Origin of the sequence: Winogradskyella sp. ECml5-4, assembly GCF_036903175.1 — a bacterium.
Classification (GTDB): domain Bacteria; phylum Bacteroidota; class Bacteroidia; order Flavobacteriales; family Flavobacteriaceae; genus Winogradskyella; species Winogradskyella damuponensis.
Map to the genome: position 1 here is coordinate 36,190 of NZ_JAYJLF010000009.1, position 22,687 is coordinate 58,876.

The 22,687-nt window shown below is 32.0% G+C and carries 26 protein-coding genes; 15 read left to right on the forward strand and 11 right to left on the reverse strand.

The annotated features are described in order from the left end of the window. Window positions 1-109 precede the first annotated feature (109 nt). Window positions 110-766, forward strand: a complete 657-nt coding sequence (locus VDP25_RS10360) for a peptidoglycan-binding protein LysM (RefSeq protein ID WP_334469472.1) — start codon at window positions 110-112, stop codon at window positions 764-766. Window positions 767-789: 23 nt separating this feature from the next. Here the strand turns inward: VDP25_RS10360 and VDP25_RS10365 are convergent, their stop codons facing one another. The 4 genes from VDP25_RS10365 to dnaA form a co-directional block, all read right to left on the reverse strand. Beyond that, window positions 790-1,506, reverse strand: coding sequence for an SAM-dependent methyltransferase (locus VDP25_RS10365; RefSeq protein WP_334469474.1), 717 nt, complete (start codon window positions 1,504-1,506; stop codon window positions 790-792). After that, the gene (locus VDP25_RS10370) at window positions 1,506-2,927 is read right to left on the reverse strand and encodes a PQQ-dependent sugar dehydrogenase (RefSeq protein WP_334469476.1); all 1,422 of its coding nucleotides are present in this window, start codon (window positions 2,925-2,927) and stop codon (window positions 1,506-1,508) included. The genes VDP25_RS10365 and VDP25_RS10370 overlap by 1 nt, the downstream gene beginning before the upstream one ends. A gap of 70 nt (window positions 2,928-2,997) precedes the next feature. Continuing rightward, entirely contained in the window at window positions 2,998-3,453 is a 456-nt protein-coding gene (locus VDP25_RS10375; RefSeq protein ID WP_334469479.1) for a low molecular weight protein-tyrosine-phosphatase, read from the reverse strand. A 12-nt stretch (window positions 3,454-3,465) separates the two neighbouring features. Then, the gene (dnaA, locus tag VDP25_RS10380; protein WP_215924935.1) at window positions 3,466-4,893 is read right to left on the reverse strand and encodes a chromosomal replication initiator protein DnaA; all 1,428 of its coding nucleotides are present in this window, start codon (window positions 4,891-4,893) and stop codon (window positions 3,466-3,468) included. A 202-nt stretch (window positions 4,894-5,095) separates the two neighbouring features. On the opposite strand from dnaA, the gene VDP25_RS10385 reads away from it, so the two are divergent. Then, the gene (locus tag VDP25_RS10385; protein ID WP_215924934.1) at window positions 5,096-5,503 is read left to right on the forward strand and encodes an acyl-CoA thioesterase; all 408 of its coding nucleotides are present in this window, start codon (window positions 5,096-5,098) and stop codon (window positions 5,501-5,503) included. On the opposite strand, the gene VDP25_RS10390 is transcribed toward VDP25_RS10385, so the two are convergent. From VDP25_RS10390 to VDP25_RS10410, 5 genes are read right to left on the reverse strand one after another with little or no spacing between them, the layout of a single operon-like run. Continuing rightward, entirely contained in the window at window positions 5,498-6,103 is a 606-nt protein-coding gene (locus VDP25_RS10390) for an IMPACT family protein (RefSeq protein ID WP_334469486.1), read from the reverse strand. The genes VDP25_RS10385 and VDP25_RS10390 overlap by 6 nt on opposite strands. Next, window positions 6,103-6,954 (reverse strand): DMT family transporter, encoded by an 852-nt coding sequence (locus VDP25_RS10395; protein WP_334469488.1) that lies wholly within the window; start codon window positions 6,952-6,954, stop codon window positions 6,103-6,105. Before VDP25_RS10395 ends, VDP25_RS10390 begins: the two co-directional genes overlap by 1 nt. Next, window positions 6,951-7,568 carry an HAD family hydrolase gene (locus VDP25_RS10400; RefSeq protein WP_334469489.1) on the reverse strand — a complete coding sequence of 206 codons (618 nt, stop codon included), beginning with the start codon at window positions 7,566-7,568 and terminating at the stop codon, window positions 6,951-6,953. The genes VDP25_RS10395 and VDP25_RS10400 overlap by 4 nt, the downstream gene beginning before the upstream one ends. After that, a complete protein-coding gene (gene ribD, locus VDP25_RS10405; RefSeq protein WP_334469491.1) occupies window positions 7,555-8,559 on the reverse strand; it encodes a bifunctional diaminohydroxyphosphoribosylaminopyrimidine deaminase/5-amino-6-(5-phosphoribosylamino)uracil reductase RibD in 1,005 nt (334 codons plus the stop codon). The genes VDP25_RS10400 and ribD overlap by 14 nt, the downstream gene beginning before the upstream one ends. Next, on the reverse strand, window positions 8,560-9,000 hold the full coding sequence (locus VDP25_RS10410; protein ID WP_252723611.1) for a hypothetical protein: 441 nt from the start codon (window positions 8,998-9,000) through the stop codon (window positions 8,560-8,562). Window positions 9,001-9,067: 67 nt separating this feature from the next. Between VDP25_RS10410 and VDP25_RS10415 the strand changes: the two genes are divergently transcribed. From VDP25_RS10415 to VDP25_RS10435, 5 genes are all read left to right on the forward strand, one after another. Then, on the forward strand, window positions 9,068-9,559 hold the full coding sequence (locus VDP25_RS10415) for a GNAT family N-acetyltransferase (RefSeq protein WP_334469495.1): 492 nt from the start codon (window positions 9,068-9,070) through the stop codon (window positions 9,557-9,559). A 3-nt stretch (window positions 9,560-9,562) separates the two neighbouring features. Then, window positions 9,563-10,435 (forward strand): peptide chain release factor N(5)-glutamine methyltransferase, encoded by an 873-nt coding sequence (gene prmC, locus VDP25_RS10420; protein WP_334469497.1) that lies wholly within the window; start codon window positions 9,563-9,565, stop codon window positions 10,433-10,435. Between the two features lies 1 nt (window position 10,436). After that, complete coding sequence (locus VDP25_RS10425) at window positions 10,437-11,108, forward strand: hypothetical protein (protein WP_334469499.1); 672 nt, start codon at window positions 10,437-10,439, stop codon at window positions 11,106-11,108. A 2-nt stretch (window positions 11,109-11,110) separates the two neighbouring features. Next, a complete protein-coding gene (ligA, locus tag VDP25_RS10430) occupies window positions 11,111-13,105 on the forward strand; it encodes an NAD-dependent DNA ligase LigA (RefSeq protein WP_334469501.1) in 1,995 nt (664 codons plus the stop codon). A 103-nt stretch (window positions 13,106-13,208) separates the two neighbouring features. Next, window positions 13,209-13,949 carry a hypothetical protein gene (locus tag VDP25_RS10435; RefSeq protein WP_334469503.1) on the forward strand — a complete coding sequence of 247 codons (741 nt, stop codon included), beginning with the start codon at window positions 13,209-13,211 and terminating at the stop codon, window positions 13,947-13,949. Window positions 13,950-13,960: 11 nt separating this feature from the next. Here the strand turns inward: VDP25_RS10435 and VDP25_RS10440 are convergent, their stop codons facing one another. Both VDP25_RS10440 and VDP25_RS10445 read right to left on the reverse strand, forming a co-directional pair. After that, window positions 13,961-14,875, reverse strand: coding sequence for a bifunctional metallophosphatase/5'-nucleotidase (locus VDP25_RS10440; RefSeq protein ID WP_334469505.1), 915 nt, complete (start codon window positions 14,873-14,875; stop codon window positions 13,961-13,963). Between the two features lie 89 nt (window positions 14,876-14,964). Beyond that, the gene (locus VDP25_RS10445; protein ID WP_334469507.1) at window positions 14,965-15,723 is read right to left on the reverse strand and encodes a 5'-nucleotidase; all 759 of its coding nucleotides are present in this window, start codon (window positions 15,721-15,723) and stop codon (window positions 14,965-14,967) included. Window positions 15,724-15,794: 71 nt separating this feature from the next. On the opposite strand from VDP25_RS10445, the gene VDP25_RS10450 reads away from it, so the two are divergent. The 8 genes from VDP25_RS10450 (at window position 15,795) to VDP25_RS10485 (ending at window position 22,660) form a co-directional block, all read left to right on the forward strand. Next, complete coding sequence (locus VDP25_RS10450; protein WP_215924921.1) at window positions 15,795-16,313, forward strand: DUF6913 domain-containing protein; 519 nt, start codon at window positions 15,795-15,797, stop codon at window positions 16,311-16,313. Next, window positions 16,313-17,197, forward strand: a complete 885-nt coding sequence (gene dapA, locus VDP25_RS10455) for a 4-hydroxy-tetrahydrodipicolinate synthase (protein ID WP_334469510.1) — start codon at window positions 16,313-16,315, stop codon at window positions 17,195-17,197. Before VDP25_RS10450 ends, dapA begins: the two co-directional genes overlap by 1 nt. A 107-nt stretch (window positions 17,198-17,304) precedes the next feature. Then, on the forward strand, window positions 17,305-18,117 hold the full coding sequence (locus VDP25_RS10460) for an outer membrane protein assembly factor BamD (RefSeq protein WP_334469512.1): 813 nt from the start codon (window positions 17,305-17,307) through the stop codon (window positions 18,115-18,117). Window positions 18,118-18,128: 11 nt separating this feature from the next. Further along, entirely contained in the window at window positions 18,129-18,455 is a 327-nt protein-coding gene (locus VDP25_RS10465; RefSeq protein WP_215924918.1) for a DNA-directed RNA polymerase subunit omega, read from the forward strand. 13 nt (window positions 18,456-18,468) lie between these two features. Next, the gene (coaBC, locus tag VDP25_RS10470) at window positions 18,469-19,680 is read left to right on the forward strand and encodes a bifunctional phosphopantothenoylcysteine decarboxylase/phosphopantothenate--cysteine ligase CoaBC (protein WP_215924917.1); all 1,212 of its coding nucleotides are present in this window, start codon (window positions 18,469-18,471) and stop codon (window positions 19,678-19,680) included. Then, on the forward strand, window positions 19,673-20,560 hold the full coding sequence (gene porD / locus VDP25_RS10475) for a type IX secretion system protein PorD (protein ID WP_334469515.1): 888 nt from the start codon (window positions 19,673-19,675) through the stop codon (window positions 20,558-20,560). Before coaBC ends, porD begins: the two co-directional genes overlap by 8 nt. A 188-nt stretch (window positions 20,561-20,748) precedes the next feature. After that, window positions 20,749-22,401 (forward strand): DNA repair protein RecN, encoded by a 1,653-nt coding sequence (recN, locus tag VDP25_RS10480; protein ID WP_334469517.1) that lies wholly within the window; start codon window positions 20,749-20,751, stop codon window positions 22,399-22,401. Between the two features lie 13 nt (window positions 22,402-22,414). Next, a complete protein-coding gene (locus VDP25_RS10485; protein ID WP_334469519.1) occupies window positions 22,415-22,660 on the forward strand; it encodes a hypothetical protein in 246 nt (81 codons plus the stop codon). The last annotated feature ends 27 nt before the right edge of the window (window positions 22,661-22,687 follow it).

A 22,687-nucleotide genomic window follows, 5' to 3' on the forward strand; every position in this document is an offset into this window, starting at 1 on the left:
TTTGCACTTAATCGGTTGATTTTCAGTTGTTGTAAAATTGTTGTATATTTGCACGCGAATTTTGTAAGACGGTTTGGGGAAACTTTTTTACAGTAAAAATTTAGCTGTTATGACTAAAAATAGCGTTAAGAATTTTGTAATACCATTTACAATCTGTGTATTTAGTGCGTTAGCATTATATCCTGATTCATCTCTTGATCCTGAAATATATTCTACAGAAGGATTAGAGCTTAATTATAATATTTCTGAAGAATTAGCTATGGCTAATCAAGACCAATTTATTGAACATAGCATCTTTACTCCACATTTAGGAAAATCTTTTGAAGGATTTAAAGAGGCTTTGGCATTTAAAGAGTCTCGAGGAAACTATTTTACGGTGAATACTTTAGGGTATTTGGGTAAATATCAGTTTGGATCTGAGACTTTAAAATTGATAGGAATTTATACTCCAAATCAATTTTTATATAATCCAGAATTGCAAGAAAAAGCATTTGTTGCCAATGCAGAGCGTAATAAATGGGTGCTTAGAAAAGACATTAAACGTTTTGAAGGGCAGCATATTTCGGGAATAAAAGTAACCGAGTCTGGAATTTTAGCAGCGGCACATTTAGCTGGTCCTGGAAATGTAAAAAAGTTTTTGCGTAGTCATGGAGGTAATAATCTTTCGGATGCTTATGGCTCTTCTGTTAGGTATTATATGAAAAAGTTTTCGGGTTATGATACGTCTATGATTAAGCCTGATAAGAAAGCTAAGGTTACCTTATAGTTTTTTTTATTAATAGTAAGCTCTTAGTCTTTCTGAATAATAAAGATTGCTGGTCTCTTATGTAAATCCTCTTTATTATGTTTCCAGTCTTTTGCTGTTTTTGTTTTGATAAACTCAGTTGGTAAGGTTAAATCGCATGCCACACAAATTCTTGTATTTGGATGTAGCGTATTAGCTAAATCTTCAAGCATTTTCATATTTCTATAAGGAGTTTCAATAAAGATTTGAGCTTGATTGTGTTCTGAAGATAAACGCTCTAAAGTTTTTAATTTCGCTTTTCGTTCGCTTTTGTCAATGGGTAAATAACCGTTAAAAGTAAAACTTTGGCCGTTCATTCCAGAGCCCATTAAAGCGAGTAGAATAGAAGATGGTCCAACAAGAGGAACAACTGTTATATCCATTTGATGTGCTAAACTTACAATGTCAGCTCCTGGGTCTGCAATAGCAGGACAGCCTGCTTCAGATATCAAACCAATAGAGTTTCCTTCTAGACATGCGTTTAAATATGTATTACGTTCGGCCTCAGTTGTGTATTTATTTAATACTTGAAGCTTTAGTGAAGGTTGCGATTTACTAGGCGAGACACGCTTTATAAAACGACGAGCTGTTTTTTCATTTTCAACAATATAATAATCGAGGTGCTCTATTATTTTTTTAATAGAGATGGGTAAAACTTCGAGTGGCGGATTATCACCTAGTCGTGTAGGTATAAGGTATAATTTTCCTTTGGGATTGTTCATTAGTGTATAACCAGTTTATGTGTGCTTTGATTTCCTTTTTGATTCTTAATTTTTAAAACATAAATACCACTAGAGAGTTGAGATGTATTTATTGTTTGAATCGTTTCCGTATTTCTTTGAATTACTTTTACTTCTTTACCTTGTAAATTATAAATCGTAATTTGATTTGAAATGTCTGTATTGTTATTTGGGCCAAAATTGATGTTAAATATGCCTTTTGTTGGATTAGGGTAAATAGAAATATTAGAAGATATATTGTCATTAATACTTAAGCTCGTATCAATTAGTTTGTAGATATTACCACTTGATATATCAGCAATATAAAGTTCTCCGTTAATATCTTCTCCAAAAGTAGACCAATTACCATTAAATAGACTTAGGTTTTTGTCCCAAGCCTCTGTTGTTTCATTGTAATATAAGTAGCCAATTTCTTGACTACAATAATCGGCAAAGAAGTACAAACCATTAAAGTTAGGGTAATTGGTGCCTCTGTACCTATAACCTCCAGTAATAGAACATTTAAAAAGGCCATCACCAGAATGGCTATAGCCTTCTATAGGAAAGGTGTATGCACTTGAATCTGAGCAATCATCTGTAATGTATGGGCCATTGCCTTCATAGCATCTCCAGCCGTAATTAAGGCCTGTTGCAGCTTCTGCTGCAGAAACCATATTAATTTCTTCATAACCACTTTGTCCAACATCAGCAATCCATAAATCATTGGTTTGACGATCAAAAGAAAATTTCCATGGATTTCTTAGACCATAAGCAAAAATTTCATCCCTAACATCAGGATCTCCTATAAAAGGGTTACTTGATGGAATGCTATAATTTTGTGTTGCTGTGATAGAATTAATATCTAGTCTTAAAATATTACCTAGTAAGGTTAATGTGTTTTGTGAGTTGTTTTGTGGGTCATCGTATAGGCCTCCATCACCTGAAGCAATATATAAAAAACCATCACTAGCAAAAGCCATATCTCCTCCATTATGATTGCTATAAGGTTGATCGTAAGTTAGAATAATAAACTCTGAAGAAGCATCTGCTAATAAGGGGGTTGTAGCGTCTCTTGAAAATCTTGAAATTACAGTATTCCCTGAGTTGTTAATATAGTTAACAAAAAAGTAACCGTTAGTAGCGTAGTCTGGATGAAAGGCTAAGCCTAAGAGACCTCTTTCGTTTCCTGTGTTTATGACAATACTATCAATATCTAAAAACGGAGCACTTTGAATTGTACCATCGGCATTAATTATTTTTATATAACCATCTTGTTCTACAACATATAGTTTGTTGTCGCCTGCATGTTTGATGCTAATAGGGCGGTCTAAATTTGAAGTAAAGAGTTCTAAATTTAGTTCTTGAGCATTGGAAAAAGGAGTAGTTGTAAATACTAAGAAAACTAGAACTATTAATGATTTCATCTTAATTTGTTAATGGGATTAGGTACTAATTTACAAAAAAAGACTTTTGCAATAAGGAATATTGTGTGTATTAGTGTTTTAAAGTCTTTGCAATTATGTCACAAGTCTCATTAGCGAGCTTAAAAACGTATTCAAAATCACTTTTATCTCCATAATAAGGGTCTGGCATATTCTTATCTTTAATAGCAGCATTAGCATTGAGAAAGAGCTTTACTTTTTTGATATCAATATCATTTCTCGCTAAGCTAATAATATCAGTATAGTTAGATTGATCCATGGCGTAGATATAATCAAACAGGTCAAAGTCGGAAACTTTAAACTGTCTAGCGCTTTGTGTGCTAATGTCTATGCCGTTTTGTTTTGCAACAGCAATAGAGCGTGTGTCAGGAGTATTTCCTATGTGGTAGGCAGCAGTACCTGCAGAATCAACATAAAAAAGGTCTGTTGGAAGTTTAGATTGCAGAATACCATGAGCTAATGGAGAACGGCAAATATTCCCCAAGCATACCATTAAGATACTAGTCATATTAAAAGCGAATTAAAGCGCTAATTTTTTAGATAAATCTTCAACATACTTTCTGAATTGCTTATCTGTTGACGATAAATTATCAACAGTTTTACAGGCATGTAGTACGGTAGCGTGGTCACGCTGTCCTATTTGAGAGCCAATACTAGCTAATGAAGCTTTGGTGTATTTTTTAGCAAAGAACATAGCTAACTGACGCGCTTGTACAATATGACGTTTACGTGTTTTAGATTGAAGTGTATTAACATCCATTTGGAAATAATCAGAAACTACTTTCTGAATGTAATCAATAGATACTTCTCGTTTAGTATTCTTAACAAATTTCTCTACAATATCTTTTGCAAGATTGATTGTAATTTCTTTTTTGTTGAAAGAAGACTGAGCGATTAATGAAATAATGGCACCTTCTAGTTCTCTAACATTAGTTTTAATATGTTTGGCAACATATTCTATAATGTCTTCTGGCATTTCAACACCATCTCTGTAGAGTTTATTCTTTAAAATTGAAACTCTAGTTTCAAAATCAGGTGTTTGTAACTCGGCTGAAAGTCCCCATTTAAAACGCGATAATAAGCGTTGTTCAATATCTTGCATATCTACGGGAGCTTTATCACTTGTTAAAATAACTTGCTTACCGTTTTGATGTAAATGATTGAAAATATGGAAGAAGACGTCTTGCGTACCTGTTTTTCCGGAAAGGAATTGTACGTCGTCAATAATTAAAACATCTATAATTTGATAGAAGTGAATAAAATCATTTCTATTATTCTTTTTTACAGAATCTATGTATTGTTGCGTGAATTTTTCAGCAGAAATATATAAAACTGTTTTTTCAGGATATTTATCTTTAATATCAACACCTATAGCATGTGCTAAGTGTGTTTTTCCTAAACCAACACCGCCAAAAATTAATAATGGGTTAAAAGAGGTGCCACCTGGTTTGTTAGCAACTGCAATACCTGCGTTTCTAGCTAAACGGTTAGAGTCACCTTCTAAGAAATTTTCAAAACTGTAACTTGGATTAAGTTGCGATTCGATCTTTACATTTCTAATACCAGGAATTATAAACGGATTTCTTAATTCAGGACTTTTATTATTAAAAGGTACATCTACATCTTGCGATTTTACAGCAGACCTATTTGAACTTGGAATCTTTTCAGTGAAAGGTTGTTTATTGCCATAGGTGTTTTCCATTTTAATAACGTAAACCAATTTGGCATCTTCACCTAGCTCTTTAGTTAGAGAAACCTTTAAGATTTTTACATAATGTTCTTCTAACCATTCGTAGAAAAATTTGCTAGGAACTTGAATGCTCAATGCGTTACCAGAAAGCTTCACTGCATCTATAGGTTCAAACCAAGTCTTATAGGCTTGTGGTTGGATATTATCTTTTATAAAAGCAAGACAATTACTCCATACAGATTGCGCTGTGTTCTCCATGCGTTAAGTTAAATTTTTCGTTGTTAGTTATATTAGCAAAAAAAAAGAGAAAATAGGATTCTCTAGTAGTTTTCAACAGGACAAATATGTGAACAAAATTCTTAATAAAAAAATTAAATAGTTTTGAATATTTAGAATTTTTTCCTCATGTTTAAAACGATTTTTAAAATTACAATATTTTTTCTTAATCTAAGATTTATATATGAATTATAATGAAACTAAAATAAGAGTACGCTACGGCGAGACAGACCAGATGGGCGTTGTGTACCATGGGAACTATGCTATATATTTTGAGGTAGGTAGAACCGAGTGGTTACGTGAGTTTGGACTTAGTTATAGCGGAATGGAGGCTGATGGGATTATGTTGCCAGTGGTTTCATTGTCTATAAATTACAAAAATTCAGCACGTTATGATGATGTGCTTAAAGTAAAAACAACACTTAAAAAGATGCCAACGGCAACCATAGAATTTGAATATGAATTGCGAAACCAATCTGATGTTTTATTGGCTACCGGAAGTACAATTTTAGCATTTATTGACACGAAGAAGAATAGGCCTACACGATGTCCAAAATATCTTTTAGACAAACTGCAAAATTATTCGTTATAATTCATCGATAGTTACACCGAAAAATTGATTGAACAGTTCAAATAGTTTAGAACTGTGACTTTTTCTGACAGATATTTCTAACAAACAATTTAATTCTAAGGTCTGATTTGTAATTTCAACATCATTCTCTTTTAAAATTCGCATCACTTTGCTCATGTTTTTATATTCGAATTTGAGCTGAAATTTTTTATTAATTGTTTTTTCTACAATTTTTGAAGCTTCTAATGCTAATTGCGCACCTGTTCGGTAAGCATTAATAAGACCACCAACTCCAAGTTTTACACCTCCATAGTATCTCACTACTATAATTAGGATGTTGGTAACTTCAAAAGATTGTATTTGACCGTAAATTGGCATTCCTGCAGAATTGTTAGGTTCTCCGTCGTCATTAGCTCTGTATTGAATAGCTTCTGTTCCTATTTGGTATGCGTAACACCAATGTCTGGCGGCATAATGCTCTTTTTTTATGTCTTCAAGATGTTGTTTTACTTGTTCTTCTGTGGTAACAGGAAAAGCAAAACCATAGAATTTACTATTCTTGTCTTTAAATAATTCGCCTTGAGCAGGAGTTGTTATTGTTTTGTATAAATCGTTTTCCATTATGCTAAAGTGACTAATGCTATTGAAATTAAGGCTAAAATAATACCAATCCAGTTTTTCTTCGAAATATCTTCTTTAAATAAGACTAGTCCTATTAATGTTGAGAGTGCTAAAATTGCAATATGATTAATGGTGAATAGGGTTGAACTTTCTGTGTTTTCTACTCTTAATGCTAAAAGTAAAAAGTGAATAGAACAGTAATTAACAAGACCAAGGGCAATACCAAAGGGAATACTTATTAGTTTAAGTTTGTTTTTAGATTGAGCAAGGCTTACGAGTAATAGGATAACACCAATGAGGGCTGCCATAGCAAAAATAGTTGCAGAGAATAAAGGAATATTATCGTCTGGAGCAAAATAATTTATTGACGTATCTATAATTCCAGATCCTAAAAACAAGATAACAGGTAAATATATAGATTGCGTTAGTACAATATTTCCTTTTTGTTTTACAGAGGTTAAATAAACAGCAACTAAAGCTAATATGATGCCTAATATTTTTTGAGTACCAACACTTTCCTTAAACACCACAATACCAAAGACTACAGGAATGATAACGCTCATTTTACTAGCAACAGAAGCGACGGAGAGACCGTTTTTCTGAGCGGTTAAGGCCATAACATTAAATATGGCAATAAATAAGAATCCGAGCATGATAGCAGCGATAAACCAATCCGTTTGAATGATTTCTGAAGGTACAATTCGTCCCTTATAAAGTAAAAAGCCTAAGAGGAATGCTGTAAAATAATTAACAACAATACCTTGTAGGGTATTAACTTCATATTTTTTGAAGAGTTTAAATACTACAAAAATAGCGGTAGAAGAAAGGATACTGATGAGTAGATATATCAAAAGAGCTCTTTTTTAGTTTTAAAAAGTGTTACCACATCTTCTTTAGTTTCGTCTATATTCCATGTGTGGAAACCCATACCAGCTGCAGTATCTGTATTGTCTTTGGTGTCATCGACAAAAAGGCATTCATTAGCATTAATATTATTTTCTTTTAATACGAATTCAAAAATAGCTGTATTTGGTTTTCTATAATGAATCTCTTGAGACAAGTAAAAGACATCAAAACAAGCTTTAAACTCTTCATAAAATGAAACATTCTTTTTTATGAAATCAATATGCATATCGTTGGTATTGCTCAACAATATAAGTTTGTATTCTTTTTGATTTGCTAAATTTTTAATGAACTCTAATCTGTGTTCAGGAAAATCCTTTATGAGACAATTCCATGCATTAATAAGTTCGGTTTCACTAACATTGGGAAATTTTGATTTATAAAACGCAATAAATTCAGAAGTTGAAATTTTTCCTACTTCATAAAGCATATTGGTTTCAATCATATCTGTATCAAACGTCTTTAAATTAAATAAATCTAAAGCATGTTGCATAGCACCTGGCTTGTCTAAATTGATAAATACATCACCAAAATCGAAAATTAGTGTTTTAATCTTTTGCATATATTTTTAATAAATCATTTTTGATTTGAGACTCAGAAATTAAATTCCCAATTAATTCTGGTGCTTTAATTCCTGTTTTAAAACTTGCGTTTCCTATAAAAACGCGAGCTTCATCCCAAAGGTGTTCATCTATAAATGTTTGTAGTGTTGTTGCTCCCCCTTCAATAATAACAGAGCTAATATTTTGCTGATGTAACAATTTTGCAATTTGAGTGGCTATCGGTTTATCAAAATCAATAATTTTATTGGTAAGTCTTATGGTTTTAGCGTCTTCATTAAAAATGTTGTAGTCTGAGCTTAATTTTGAAGTTTTGTCCAAAACCACTCTAATTGGATTTTCGCCAGACCAATCTCTAACCGTTAAACTCGGATTGTCTTCTATTACTGTATTGGTTCCTACTAAAATAGCTTGTTCTTCTGCTCTCCATTTATGTACGAGTTGACGGGAGTATGTGTTTGTAATCCATACCGGTTTTTTGTCGTTCTTTTTAAGTGGTGCAATAAAACCATCGGCAGTTTCGGCCCATTTCAATATAATATAAGGACGCTTTTTGTTGTGAAATGTAAAAAATCGCTTGTGATGAATTTTACATTCATTTTCTAAAACACCAACAGTAACATTACAGCCAGAAGCTTTTAATTTGGCTATACCTTTTCCTGCAACTTCGGGGTTGTCATCAATACATCCAATGACTACATTAGGGATATGATGCGATATAATTAAGTCGCTACAAGGAGGTGTTTTTCCATAATGACTGCAAGGTTCTAGCGTAACGTAGATAGTGCTTTTTGATAAAAGCGTTTTATCTTTTACCGAGTTTATGGCGTTAACCTCTGCATGATTACAGCCGTATTCGCTTGTAAAGCCTTCTCCAATGATATGGTCATTATAAACAATAACAGCGCCAACCATCGGGTTTGGTCTGGTGGTTCCTAATCCGTTTTTAGCAATTTGTAAACAGCGTTTTATGTAGATTTCGTGTGGTTTCAATTACAATTTTATTTTTACATCTTGGATTTCATCTATAGAGTATGTTGACGAATAGCCCATAATCTTATATTTAATTTCGCCTTTAATATGCACTTTTAACTTTTGTAAAATTAAACTGCCTAATAGGCTTCCGAGATTTTTGTCATTTGTAAAACTATCGGTTTCAACCTTAATAGTCAACGGAATGGTAAATTTCTCTCGTTTAGGGACATCAAATTCTTCTGAAACTACTGATGCTAATTCTAATTCGTTAATATAGACTTTTAGATCGTCTGTTTTTAAAGTTCCTCCAACATCATTTTTATTTAGAAACAAAGCTTCCGCTCTAATCGTTATGTTTTTAGAATTGGAATCGACAACCTCAAAATCCTCTAGTCTAACAAACTCTGGTTTTTTTGTAAAAGAGCAGTTGAAAAGTAATGTAAAAATTAAGGAAAACATTAAGAGTCTTTTAAACATAAAATTGTTTTTATATGTATTTTTGGTTTTGTCTAAAAAAGAGAATTTAGTGCGTAAAGATACTATTGTTATTCGAGAAATTGAAGCCAAGGACAATCCTAAAATTGCTAGAGCAATTCGGAGTGTTTTAATAGAAATGGGTGTTCCAAAAGTAGGTACAGCTTATGAAGATGCGGCCTTAGATTGTATGACAGAAACGTACAGTCAGCCTAAGAAAGCGTATTTTGTAGTTGAACGTGGTAACGACATCATTGGAGGTGCAGGAATTTCGCCTTTAGATCATTACGAAGGTAATGTGTGCGAATTACAAAAGATGTATTTTATGCAAGAAGCCAGAGGCAAAGGTTTAGGAAGCGAAATGATGAATACATGTTTAGATTTTGCTAAGCAATCTGGTTTTGAACAATGCTATTTAGAAACCTTACCATATATGGAGGATGCACGTAAATTATATAAAAAAGTGGGGTTTAAATCTATTGATAAACCAATGGGAAATACAGGGCATTACTCATGTACCGTTTGGATGCTTAAAGATTTGTAAATAATGGTTTTAAAAGAGCTTCAACATATATTTCATATTGAATTAGATGCTATTTACGGTAAGCATGAAGTCGATAGTTTTTTCTATTTATGCACAGAACATTATTTGAATGTGCCAAGAATACAGTTGACTTTAGAACCAGGATTAGCAATCACTAAATCAGAAACGGATACGTTTTTTAAAGTTTTAGAGGATTTAAAACAGCAAAAACCTATTCAGTATATCTTAGGTGAAACTGAATTCTTCGGATTACCATTTAAGGTGAATAAAAATGTATTGATTCCGAGACCAGAAACAGAAGAGTTAGTGGATCTAATTAGTCGTTCTGTGACGTCGCTTGAAGTTGATAAGCCTGTGAAAATCCTAGATATTGGAACCGGATCGGGATGTATAGCGATTGCTCTAGCTAAAAACTTGCTTAATGCCAAAGTTTATGCTTTGGATGTGAGTAAAGAAGCATTAAAGGTTGCCAAACAAAATGCAGAAAACAATAAGGTTGATATCAATTTTATTGAGGCTAGTATTTTAGATGATACTTGTCATTTAGTATTTGAAGCGGAATCTAATTTTGATATCATTGTTTCCAATCCTCCATATGTAAGAAACTTAGAAAAAGAAGAAATTAAGCCTAACGTTTTAGATAATGAACCGCATTTGGCTCTGTTTGTAGAAGATGATAATCCGTTGTTATTTTACAAAGCGATTACCAATTTTGCGATTAAAAAGTTAAAAGATAAAGGGAGCTTATATTTTGAAATTAACCAATATCTTGGAGAAGAAACGCAGCAGTTATTAATAGATGCCAATTTTGAAGCGATTGAATTGCTCAAAGATTTGAATGGGAATGATAGAATGTTGAAAGCTGAGAAAGGATAATATGAGAGTTTTAGTGTCCTTAATCGTTTTTATAGTTTGCTTTTCTTGTAAAGAGAAAAAAGAAGAGATTATTGGTATAGAAAATAAAATTGTAACAGATACGCATCAAACTTTAAATAAAGAAGACGAAAAACAAAAAATAAAACTCCAAGAATTAAAAGAGCGATTTTATCATGTAAAACTTTATGATGATGAAAAATCAAGAGATACAATTGTAGGTTTCGATTTTTTGGAAAGTGATACTAATGTAGATTACACTTTCGATTATGAGCCATTTATTAAAAGATTATATTCTGATTCTATTCGTTTATATACTAAAAATATAGAAATTGTTTTTCATAAATCTAAGTTCGAAAAAAACAAAGCTAAACTTACTTACGATAGTGATAGCTTAAATATTACTCAAATTGATAATCATGATGTTATAGGGGCAGAGGGTATTCCGAATAGCTATATTTCAAAAATGTATTTAGATTTAAGTAATAACCATGTTGAAATTGATAAACGTTATTTTGAAGACCTATACGAACCAAATTTTGATTTAACTGAGGCATATTATTACGATAAAGAAATTATTATAACAATGGGAAATAGTGATGGCTATTTAGGCTACAATGTCACTTTTTTTATTGATGAAGAATTAAACATAAAGCGAATAATTTACATTCCCTAGAAATGAATACAAAACAAAAAATAGAATCCCTTAGAGAAGAGCTACGTCAGCATAATTACAATTACTATATCTTAGATGATGCCACCATTAGTGATTATGAATTCGACATTAAACTCAAAGAGCTTCAGGCGTTAGAAGAAGCAAATCCTGAGTTTTTTGATGCCAATTCGCCAACGCAACGGGTTGGAGGAGCTGTAACTAAGAATTTTAAAACTACGGTTCATGATTCTAGAATGTATTCGTTAGATAATTCGTATTCCAAAGAAGATTTGTTGGATTGGGAAACCCGAGTAAAAAAGATGGTCGATGGTGAGGTAAATTATACTTGTGAGTTAAAATACGATGGTGCCTCTATAAGTTTAACTTACGAAAATGGTAAATTATTAAGAGCTGTAACTCGTGGAGATGGAGTACAAGGAGACGAAGTGACTGCAAATGTAAAAACAATACATACGGTTCCACTTCAATTAAAAGGCGATTATCCCGAGCGTTTTGATATAAGAGGTGAAATAGTTTTACCGATTGAAGGATTCCTAAAAATGAATGAAGAACGCATTGAAAATGATGAGGAACCATACAAAAACCCAAGAAATACAGCGTCGGGAAGTTTAAAGCTGCAAGACAGTGCTGAAGTGGCAAAACGTCCGTTAGAATGTTTGTTATATAGTATTGTAGGGAATAATCTCAATATTACGTCGCAATTTGAAGGCCTAGAAAAAGCGAGATCATGGGGTTTTAAAGTACCACAAGAAGCTAAATTGGTAAGTTCTATAGATGACGTTTTAGAGTACATTAATTATTGGGATGAAAACAGACACAATTTACCGTATGAGATTGATGGAGTAGTGGTTAAGGTGAATAATTTATACCAACAAGACGAATTAGGCTTTACGTCCAAAGCACCACGTTGGGCAATGGCTTATAAATTTAAAGCCGAACAAGTGTCTACACGACTCAACGAAATTACTTATCAGGTTGGTCGTACCGGAGCTATTACACCTGTGGCCAATTTAGAACCTGTACAATTAGCAGGTACGATTGTAAAGCGGGCTTCTCTTCATAATGCCGATCAAATTGAAAAGTTAGATATAAGAGAAGGTGATGAAGTGTTTGTTGAAAAAGGGGGAGAAATTATTCCAAAGATTATTGCTGTAGATTTATCTATGCGCCCAGCTAATTCGGTACCTACAACTTATATTTCAAAATGTCCAGAATGTGACACGGAACTTGTTAGACTAGAAGGTGAGGCTAAACATTATTGTCCTAATTATAAAGCTTGTCCTCCTCAAGTCATCGGACGAATTCAGCATTACATTTCTAGAAAAGCAATGGATATTGATGGTTTGGGAGGTGAAACGGTTGCTTTATTAGTTAAAGAGGGTTTGATTCATAATTATTCTGATTTATACGAATTAACTGTAGAACAAGTGATTCCGCTTGAACGTATGGCACAAAAAAGCGCAGAGAATTTGGTAAAAGGGATTGAGCTGTCTAAACAAATTCCATTTGAACGGGTGTTGTTTGCGTTAGGTATTCGTTATGTTGGTGAAACAGTTGCTAAGAAATTAGCCAAACATTATAAATCTATAGACGCTTTAATGTTTGCTACAACATTAGATTTAGTGACGGTTGATGAAATAGGTGAGCGTATTGCTGAAAGTGTTGTTGAGTTTTTTAGCTCAGAAGAAAACAGACAAATTGTAGAGCGTTTAAGATCTTTTGGAGTACAATTAGAAATCTCGGCAGAAAAACTAGCTAATCAAACAGATAAATTAAAAGGACTCTCTATAGTTGTTTCTGGTGTTTTTGAAACGATCTCTCGTAATGACCTTAAAAAACTAATAGAAGATAATGGAGGTAAAGTATCTTCATCTATCTCATCTAAAACGAGTTATTTAGTAGCTGGTGATAAAATGGGACCAAGTAAGCTTATTAAAGCAGAAAATTTAGGTATTTCTATATTGACAGAAAAAGCCTTTTTAGCTAAATTGAAGTAAATTCTTACACAAAAAAGGCTATTTATTCGATGAAATGCTTATTTAATGCGTTAAAGTGTAAAAAAAATGTTTATATTTGCTACCGTTAATAAGGGATTAATTAATGTTAATAAAAAAAATTATAAAGGTAGTATTATTGCTCTTAGGTGGCATCTACGTTTTACTTCAAGGTTTTGCTTTAGAAGTAGAAGGAGATACTGTTGGTGCGATATCTTTTATATTACTTACATGGCTTTATGTAGGATGGACAAAACATAAGTCAAAACTGTTTTTATTGTTTTTAGTGGTTTTTACCATTGCGCAAATATTAGGTTATATTGCTTGGTATAGACCAGAGCTCAAGGAAGGACAGACAGATTATTTGTATTACATATCTAATATTCTAAGCATTGCTTCTTATGGTTTACTTATAATTAAAATGTTACTTCAATTGAATCTCAAAACAGTTTTTTCAGAATTAGCTATTCCGGTAATAGTATTGGTTGTTTTAGATGTTTTTTGTGTGTCATTAATATCAAGTACAACAGAAAGTTCTTTTAACTATTATGAGTATGCTCTAGAGTTTACGTATAACTCTGTGATAATGGCGCTTTTATCTATGGCCTTAATTAATTACATGTATAGGAATAATAATAAATCAATGCTGTTTTTAATAGGCTCTATATTTATTGTCTTTTCAGAAATTATGCAATTGGCCTATTTCTATATTTTGAGTGATGATAATAGTTTAGGTTATGTTTATTCCTTTTTCTTAGTAGTTGCATTTGTCTTTTACTATATGCAATCTCAACATATAGTTACTGATCCAACTCCAGCATATTCAGATGATCGCATAGAGGTGTAGCTTTTAAAATGTTATACTATAATTGAAGCTCCTTCAGATGTAACTTTTTTACCTGGTTCAAAATAAAAGTCAATTTTACCGAGATATAAGCCATAAGCTCCAACTTGATTAACAAGCACATTTTTTCCTATGCTGTTTTTTTCAATGGTTGGTTTTGGTAAAAAGGTGTGTGTATGTCCTCCAATAATAAGATCAATATCTTTTGTGGCTCTTGCCAAGGTAATATCGCTAACTTTATCTGGAGCATTTTTGTAGTAATAGCCAATATGAGATAAACATATCACCAAATCACACCCTTGTTCTTCTTTTAAAATACGAGACATATCTTGAGCAATTTCAATGGGATGATGATAAACGGTTTCTTTATACATGTTCTTATCTACTAAGCCGTCAAGTTTAATTCCAAGTCCAAAAACGCCAATCTTAATCCCATCTTTTATAAAGATTTTATAAGGTTTAACATGTGTGTCCATTACTGTATTTGAAAAATCGTAGTTGGCTGAGACAAAATCAAACTTTGCATGAGGAATTTGAGCATAAAGGCCGTCGATGCCATTGTCAAAATCATGATTACCAATAGTTGCTAAATCATATTTTAGCATGCTCATTAGTTTAAATTCTAATTCGCCTCCATAGTAATTAAAGTAAGGTGTTCCTTGAAAAATATCACCTGCATCTAATAGTAAGGTGTTAGGATTGTCTTGTCTTATAGAGTCGACTAAAGTGGCACGTCTAGCAACACCTCCTTTATTGGCATTTCTGCCATCGTCTGGTCCAAAAGGGTCAATATGACTATGCACATCGTTGGTATGTAGTATTGTTATTTTTTTTGTTTTGGAAGGACTAAAGGATTGTAAGCTTAAGCCTCCAATACTTGCTAGAGCTGTTGCTGCTGTAGATTTTTGTATAAATTGTCTTCTTTTCACGTGTCTTGTGTTTATTGGTTTTTAACATTCACTTGCACTTTTCTACTGCCTATTTCAAAGGTGATAGCTTTTTGTGTGCAGTTGGTGTCTTAATCCTTTAATTGTATAAAGCGTTGGTCGCGTTTTGGGTTTAATGTGTCTTTCTTCTTAAAATTGTCAATTAAGACATCTCTAATTTTATAATTTAAGACATAAGTGTTTTCATTAGGCTTAAAAAATATCATGCCATCTCCACCATTATAGAGGTAGTCATTAGTAGCTACATAATAGGTTTTTGATTCGTCTATCGGTTCTCCGTGAACTGTAGCAGAACTAATAGCGCCGTTTTTATCTAATACTAACTGTAGTTGATTAGAAACAGGGTGCGCGCGTTTGGATTTAGAAAGATATGTCATCATTTCATTAACTTGTTTGCCTTTTATAGCGGTTACGATTACAGAGTTTTCAAAAGGCATAATTTCGTATGCTGTTCGTATTGTTATATTTCCTTTAGAAATGATAGAACGTATACCTCCGTGATTAAGTAAAACAAAATCTATGTCCTTTCCTGTTCTCTTATTAAATACAAGATTGCTTTCAGTATAAACGGCGTCAGCCATTAAATTTCCAATTGCAGTATTGTAATCACCATCAGTTTTGGTATAGGTTTCTTTAGCATAAGAAATAACACTATCCATATTTTTATTAACGTGTTCACGATAAGGTTTAATAAAATTTTCAATGACCAGATTAGGTTTAAGCGTGTCGTCAATTTCAAGACGCTTACCTTCAATCTTTGAAATTTTTGTTGATGCACAAGAAAATATGAGCAGCAGAATACCGAGTTTTAAAATATGTTTAATAGTCATTGAATAACTTATAAGGAGTTTGTAATAAAATGTGAGTGCTTTTCTTAAATTTGCACAAAGGCTAAAGATAAATGATTTTAAAAGCATTTAAAGAAAAATCAAATCGAAAATATGTGAACAAATTGTTGACAGAACGTAAACCTACGGTAAACAACAATAAAATAAAGACAATTGCAGTATTACTTAATGCTAGCGAATTTCATGAATTTGAAGTGTTTAGGGTTTATTTTAAAGAATTGGGATTAACGTCTCCAAAGCATAAAATTGTAGCCTTTACTATGGATGATAAGTTAGAGTACAACCAATGGAACGCACATTTTAGTCCAAAAGATTTTGGGTGGAAAGGAAAAATAAAAAATATCGACTTAGAAGATTTTATTAATGAGCCTTATGATATGTTGCTTTGCTTTTATAAAAATCCTGTATTGCAATTAAACCTTATAACTGCAGCTTCTAAAGCCAATTTAAAAGTAGGAATTTCTAATGAAGATGAGCGCTTGTACGATTTAATAATTGACGTAGAGTTAAAGGATATCAACATTTTTAAACAAGAATTAAAAAAATACTTAAACATTTTAAAAAAAATATAATGACCAAATTTATAGGAACTGGTGTAGCATTAATCACACCTTTTAACGCTGATTTAAGTATTGATTTTGATGCTTTAGAGCGTTTGGTAGAATACAACATTGCCAACGGTACAGATTATTTAGTGATAAGCGGAACCACAGGAGAAAGTGTAACTGTTACCGCTGAAGAGAAAAAACAATTAATAGTATTTATAGCTAAGGTAAATAATGGAAGATTACCATTAGTTTTAGGTATTGGAGGAAATAATACAGCAGAAGTTATAGCTGAAATAAAAGCTACAGATTTTTCTGCTATTGACGGAATTCTATCGGTTTCTCCTTATTATAGTAAACCAACTCAAGAAGGTATTTATCAGCATTTCAAAGCTATTGCAGAAGTGTCTCCAAAACCAATAATTTTATATAACGTACCAGGAAGAACGTCATCTAACATGTTGCCAGAAACTACTTTTAGATTGGCAAAAGATTTTGATAATATAGTTGCTATTAAAGAAGCGGGTAATAATGTACACCAATATTTAGAATTATTACGAAGTAAACCAAAAGACTTTTTAGTGTTATCTGGTGATGACGATTTAGCATTGGGTGTTGCTTTAGCTGGTGGTTCAGGTGTTATCTCTGTTATAGGACAAGCATTGCCAAAAGAGTTTTCTGAAATGATACGCTTAGGTATTGCTCGTAAAGCAAAGGAAGCTTATGATATTCATTTTAAATTAATGCCTATTACAGGGTTAATATTTTCTGAAAATAACCCTTCAGGTATAAAAGCAGTTTTAGAAGCGTTAAATATCTCAAAATCACATGTGCGTTTACCACTTGTAGAAGCTACAGATCAGCTCAAAGAAATGATTAAAAAAGAGTTGAAGTCATTAGGAAAAAGTTAAACTTTATATAAATAGGTTTTTAGCATAATAACATCACTTACTTTAGCATATAATAATTTTTTTTAAATCCGTTAATAATGCTTACTTTTGCATTCTGTTTAAAATTTATGAAGAGAGGACTTTACATACTACTTGTTAGTGTACTACTTATTTCGTGTAGTGATTTTCAGAAAACATTAAAATCTGAAGATACTGCCGCAAAGTTTGAAATGGCAACTGAGCTATACGATGCTGGAAAATGGAGCAAATCTTTTAGATTATGTGAACAAATTCTTCAGAAGTATAGAGGGAAACCACAAGCTGAAAAATTAACCTACATGCATGCAATGTGCTCTTATCACTTAGGAGATTATTACATTGCAAGTTATCATTTAGATAAGTTTACAGATATTTACCCGCAGAGTGAAAAAGCAGAAGAAGCTGCTTTCTTATCTGCTAAAGGCTATTACTTTAATTCGCCTGTTTATTCTAAAGAACAGAAAGAAACGGTAGAAGCTATTGAAAAATTACAATTATTTGTAAATGTTTATCCTAATTCTAAATATTTAGCAGAAGCAAATGCATTAATCAAAGAGTTAGATTTCAAATTAGAGAAAAAAGCTTTTGAAATAGCTATGCAATACAATTTAATAGGTGGTTATAGTGGCGATTATGGTGCGGCTATTAAATCATTTAATAATATGTTGCTTGAATTTCCTGGATCTACTTTAAGAAGCGAAGTTTTTTATTACAGATTTGATTCTGCTTATAAATTAGCGATATTAAGTGTAGATTATTTGAAGGAAAAACGTTTAAAAGACGCTTTAGCCTATTACAACGCATTAGAAAAAGCGTATCCAAATTCAGAACATATGGAAGACGCGAGGATACAAAAACAAGAATTAGAACAAGAATTAAATACGTTTACTACTAAAAGTTAAACATTATAACGATGGATTTAAAAAAGACAGATGCACCTGTAAGTACTATTACTTACGACAGAAACGAAATTGATGCAGCAACAGATAATATCTATGAAGCTATTTCTGTAATTTCTAGACGTGCTGAGCAAATTAATACAGATATTAGACGTGAGTTAATTGACAAGCTAGAAGAGTTTGCAACTTACAATGATAGTCTTGAAGAAATTTTTGAAAACAAAGAACAAATAGAAGTGTCTAAGTTTTATGAAAAATTACCAAAGCCACATTCTTTAGCTGTTAAAGAGTGGTTAGATGATAAGATTTATCACAGAAATACTGATGACCCTCAGCCATAAATAAAAACCTTAGATGTCTATTCTAAAGGATAAAAATATTTTATTGGGCATTACTGCTGGTATTGCCGCATATAAATCTGCTAGTTTAGTCAGATTATTTATTAAAGCAGGCGCTAACGTAAAAGTCGTTATGACGCCTGCTTCTAAAGAGTTTGTAACTCCACTTACCCTTTCTACATTATCTAAAAATCCGGTGTATTCATCTTTTACAGATGAAGAAGATAATAACCAAGTCTGGAACAATCATGTCGATTTAGCCCTTTGGGCTGATTTGTTTGTTATAGCACCTGCTACAGCAAATACTATGGCTAAAATGGCAAATGGTGTTTGTGATAATATTTTATTAGCAACTTATCTTTCTGCAAAATGCCCTGTCTATTTTGCTCCTGCTATGGATTTAGATATGTATAAGCATCATTCTACCAAAACATCTTTTGACAAGCTAACATCATACGGAAATCAACTCATTCCTGCAGGTACTGGTGAGCTTGCTAGTGGTTTGGTTGGAGAAGGTCGTATGGCAGAACCAGAAGATATTGTTAGTTTTATTGAAAAAGATATTCTAGAGCAATTACCTTTAAGAGGAAAGCGTGTTTTAATAACAGCTGGACCTACTTATGAAGCCATAGATCCTGTTAGATTTATTGGTAATCATTCTAGCGGAAAAATGGGATTTGAAATTGCAAAAGCAGCATCAAAATTAGGTGCTCAGGTAATTTTAGTTACTGGTCCAACACATCAAAAATTAGCAGATAACTTTGTAACAGTAAAACCTGTAGTTAGTGCAGAAGACATGTATACTGAAGTTCATAAGCATTTTAATACTTCAGATATTGCTATTCTTTCAGCAGCTGTTGCAGACTATAGACCAAAGAATGTTGCAACTCAGAAAATAAAAAAGAAAGAAACAACGTTTACTATTGAGTTAGAAAAGACAAAAGATATTTTAAAATCTCTTGGAGAGATAAAAAAAGACCAATTTTTAGTCGGTTTTGCTTTAGAAACAAATAATGAATTAGAACATGCCAAAGGTAAATTAAAGTCTAAGAATTTAGATCTTATTGTACTAAACTCATTACAAGATAAAGGAGCAGGTTTTGGGGTGTCAACAAATAAAGTTACATTTATAACATCTTCTAACAGTATTATTGAAAATGAATTAAAATCTAAGACCGAAGTGGCTGAAGATTTAATGCAACTTATATTAAAACAAACACATGCGTAACCTACTTTTTTTATTTGCTTTTTTATGTACAACAGTAACATTCTCTCAAGAATTAAATTGTACGGTTAGTGTTATAGCTCAACAAACAGGAAATGAAAATAATGTTGTTTTCAGAACATTAGAAAAACAACTCACAGAGTTCATTAATAATACCAAATGGACAGGAGAAAAATTTGGTGCACAAGAGCGTATTAATTGTAGTATGGTAATTAATGTTAAAGACTATAATAACGATTCGTTTTCGGCTTCACTTCAAGTATCATCATCTCGACCAGTTTTTAATTCAACTTACAGTTCACCTGTTTATAATTATAATGATAGAGATTTTAATTTTCAGTATTTAGAATTCCAAAATTTAGTGTTTAATGAGAGCCAGTTTGAATCTAACTTAATTTCAGTATTATCATTTCATGTGTATATGATTTTAGGAATGGATGCAGATACGTTTGAGCTTAATGGAGGAGATAACTATTTTAAACAAGCCCAAACAATTGCAAATTATTCGCAGCAGCTAAGTGGGCAAGGTTGGAAACTAGAAGATGGTTTGCAGTCGCGTTTTGCGTTAATAGATAATTTATTATCACCATCATATAAAGCCATGAGATCTACAATGTATAAATATCATATTGAAGGCTTAGATATTATGAATGAAGGAGCAAAAGACGGAAAGGCACAAATTATTTCTGCATTAGATGAATTACAGAAAGTACATAGTATACGACCAAATTCATTTCTAATGCGTGTGTTTTTTGATGCTAAAGCAGATGAAATTATGGATATTCTTTCTGGAGGACCAAGTGTTAACATTACAAAAGCAATGGATATCTTAAACAGAATAGCGCCAATGCATTCACAAAAGTGGCGAAATATTAAGTATTAATATGCTATTCAAATAGTCTACACTGTTATTGCCTATGTAGAATCTTCCGTTTTAAGTTATTGCAGTATTTCAGAATCCTTTATATTTTTACCAGAACATATAAGAGTATAGTAAACTCGAATATTTTTTTACCTATTTCAAAATATGAATAAGTAAACGCTTAAATTTGTATAACAAATTATAAAGTCTTGCTCACATCACTTTACATAAAAAATTACGCACTCATAGATGAGTTAAATGTTGCTTTTAATAATGGTTTAACTATCATTACAGGAGAGACAGGTGCCGGAAAATCTATCTTATTAGGTGGTCTATCTTTAGTTTTAGGCAAACGTGCAGATTTAAGTCAGGTGAAAAATGCAGAAGAAAAATGCATTATAGAAGCCGTATTTGACATCGCCAATTATGATTTAAAAGAACTATTTAAGGTTTTAGATTTAGATTATGATGTGCAAACTATTATTAGACGCGAAATTTTACCTTCAGGAAAATCAAGAGCCTTTATTAATGATACACCTGTAACCTTAGAAAGTTTAGTCGCTTTGAGTAGCTACTTAATAGATATTCATTCGCAGCATCAAACACAACAATTAACCCAAGACGATTATCAGTTTAAAGTTATAGATGCTTTAGCTGAAAATAAGTCTAATTTGGAAACATTTTCAAAAGGCTTAGTAGCGTATAAGTCACTTCAAAAAGATTTAGAAGAATTAAAGCTTTCTAAGGCTGAATTGATAAAAGAATACGATTATAATCTGTTTTTATCTAACGAGTTAAAGGAAATAAATTTAGAGAAAATTGATCTTGAAGATTTAGAAAATCAATATGAAGAGCTCAATAATGTAGAAACCATAGGAGAGAAGTTAAGTAGTTCTAAAGTCATATTAAATACCGAAGACCTTGGTGCCATAGATCAATTAAAAGCTGTAAAGCAAGAATTGTCTAAAATTGCTGGTTTTGGTAAATTATATGAAAGCTTAAAAGCTCGTATTGATAGTGTTGGAATTGAACTCGAAGATATTTTAGTTGAGTTAGATAATTTAGAAGAAAATTTATCTACAGATCCGCAAGAATTAGAACAAATTGGTAGTAAACTTCAAATTATAAACAATCTATTTCAAAAACATTCGGTCTCAGAAATTGAGGAATTAATCACTATTAAAAATGATTTAAAATCTAAAATTGACAATACCGAAATTTTAGACGATACCATACGCCTTAAAGAAGAGCAGATTTTAAAATTAGAAGAGAAGCTTAATCAAGTGGCTTTAAAAATCCATAATAAAAGAAAGAAAATTATTCCAGTTTTTGTTTCAAAATTAGAGGCTATACTTTCAGATTTAGGCATGCCAAATGCAAAGTTTAAAGTAGAATTAGAAACTACTCGTCATTTTCTTAAAAATGGAAAAGACAACTTACAATTTTTATTTATGGCTAATAAAGGGTCTAGTTTTAACGAGCTTAAAAAATCAGCCTCAGGTGGAGAACTGTCACGTATAATGTTGGCTATAAAATCTATATTGGCTGAATATATTCAGTTGCCATCTATAATGTTCGATGAAATTGATACGGGTGTTTCAGGTGAGATTTCAAACAAAATGGGAGAGATAATGAAGCAAATGAGTAGTCAAATGCAAGTATTTACTATTACACATTTGCCTCAAATTGCAGCCAAAGGCAACTCGCATTTTAAAGTGTTTAAAACAGATATCGAAGAAGTAACACATACACAGCTTAAAAAATTAAATGAAGACGAACGTATCGTAGAGATTGCTCAGATGCTTGGTGGATTAAATATTACAGATTCAGCAATGGCACATGCAAAGCAATTGTTAAATTAATTAATTTTAAAAGATGAAACGGTATTTTATAATTCTATTATTTGCAGGAGGCCTTGTGTGTCTTGCTTGTGATAAAGATGATCCTTGTGAGGTTAATCATGTAATTATAAATGGAGAATGTGTTCCTGACTATATTTTTCCAGATAATAGCGTCGTATTACAAAATGGTGATAAATATTATCATAAAAAATTTGGTCTCATTATATATAAAGACGGCCAATGGACAGATAAATGGAATAATATTATTGAAGAATTATAACCTAAAATCAATTTATAAGCTTACAGT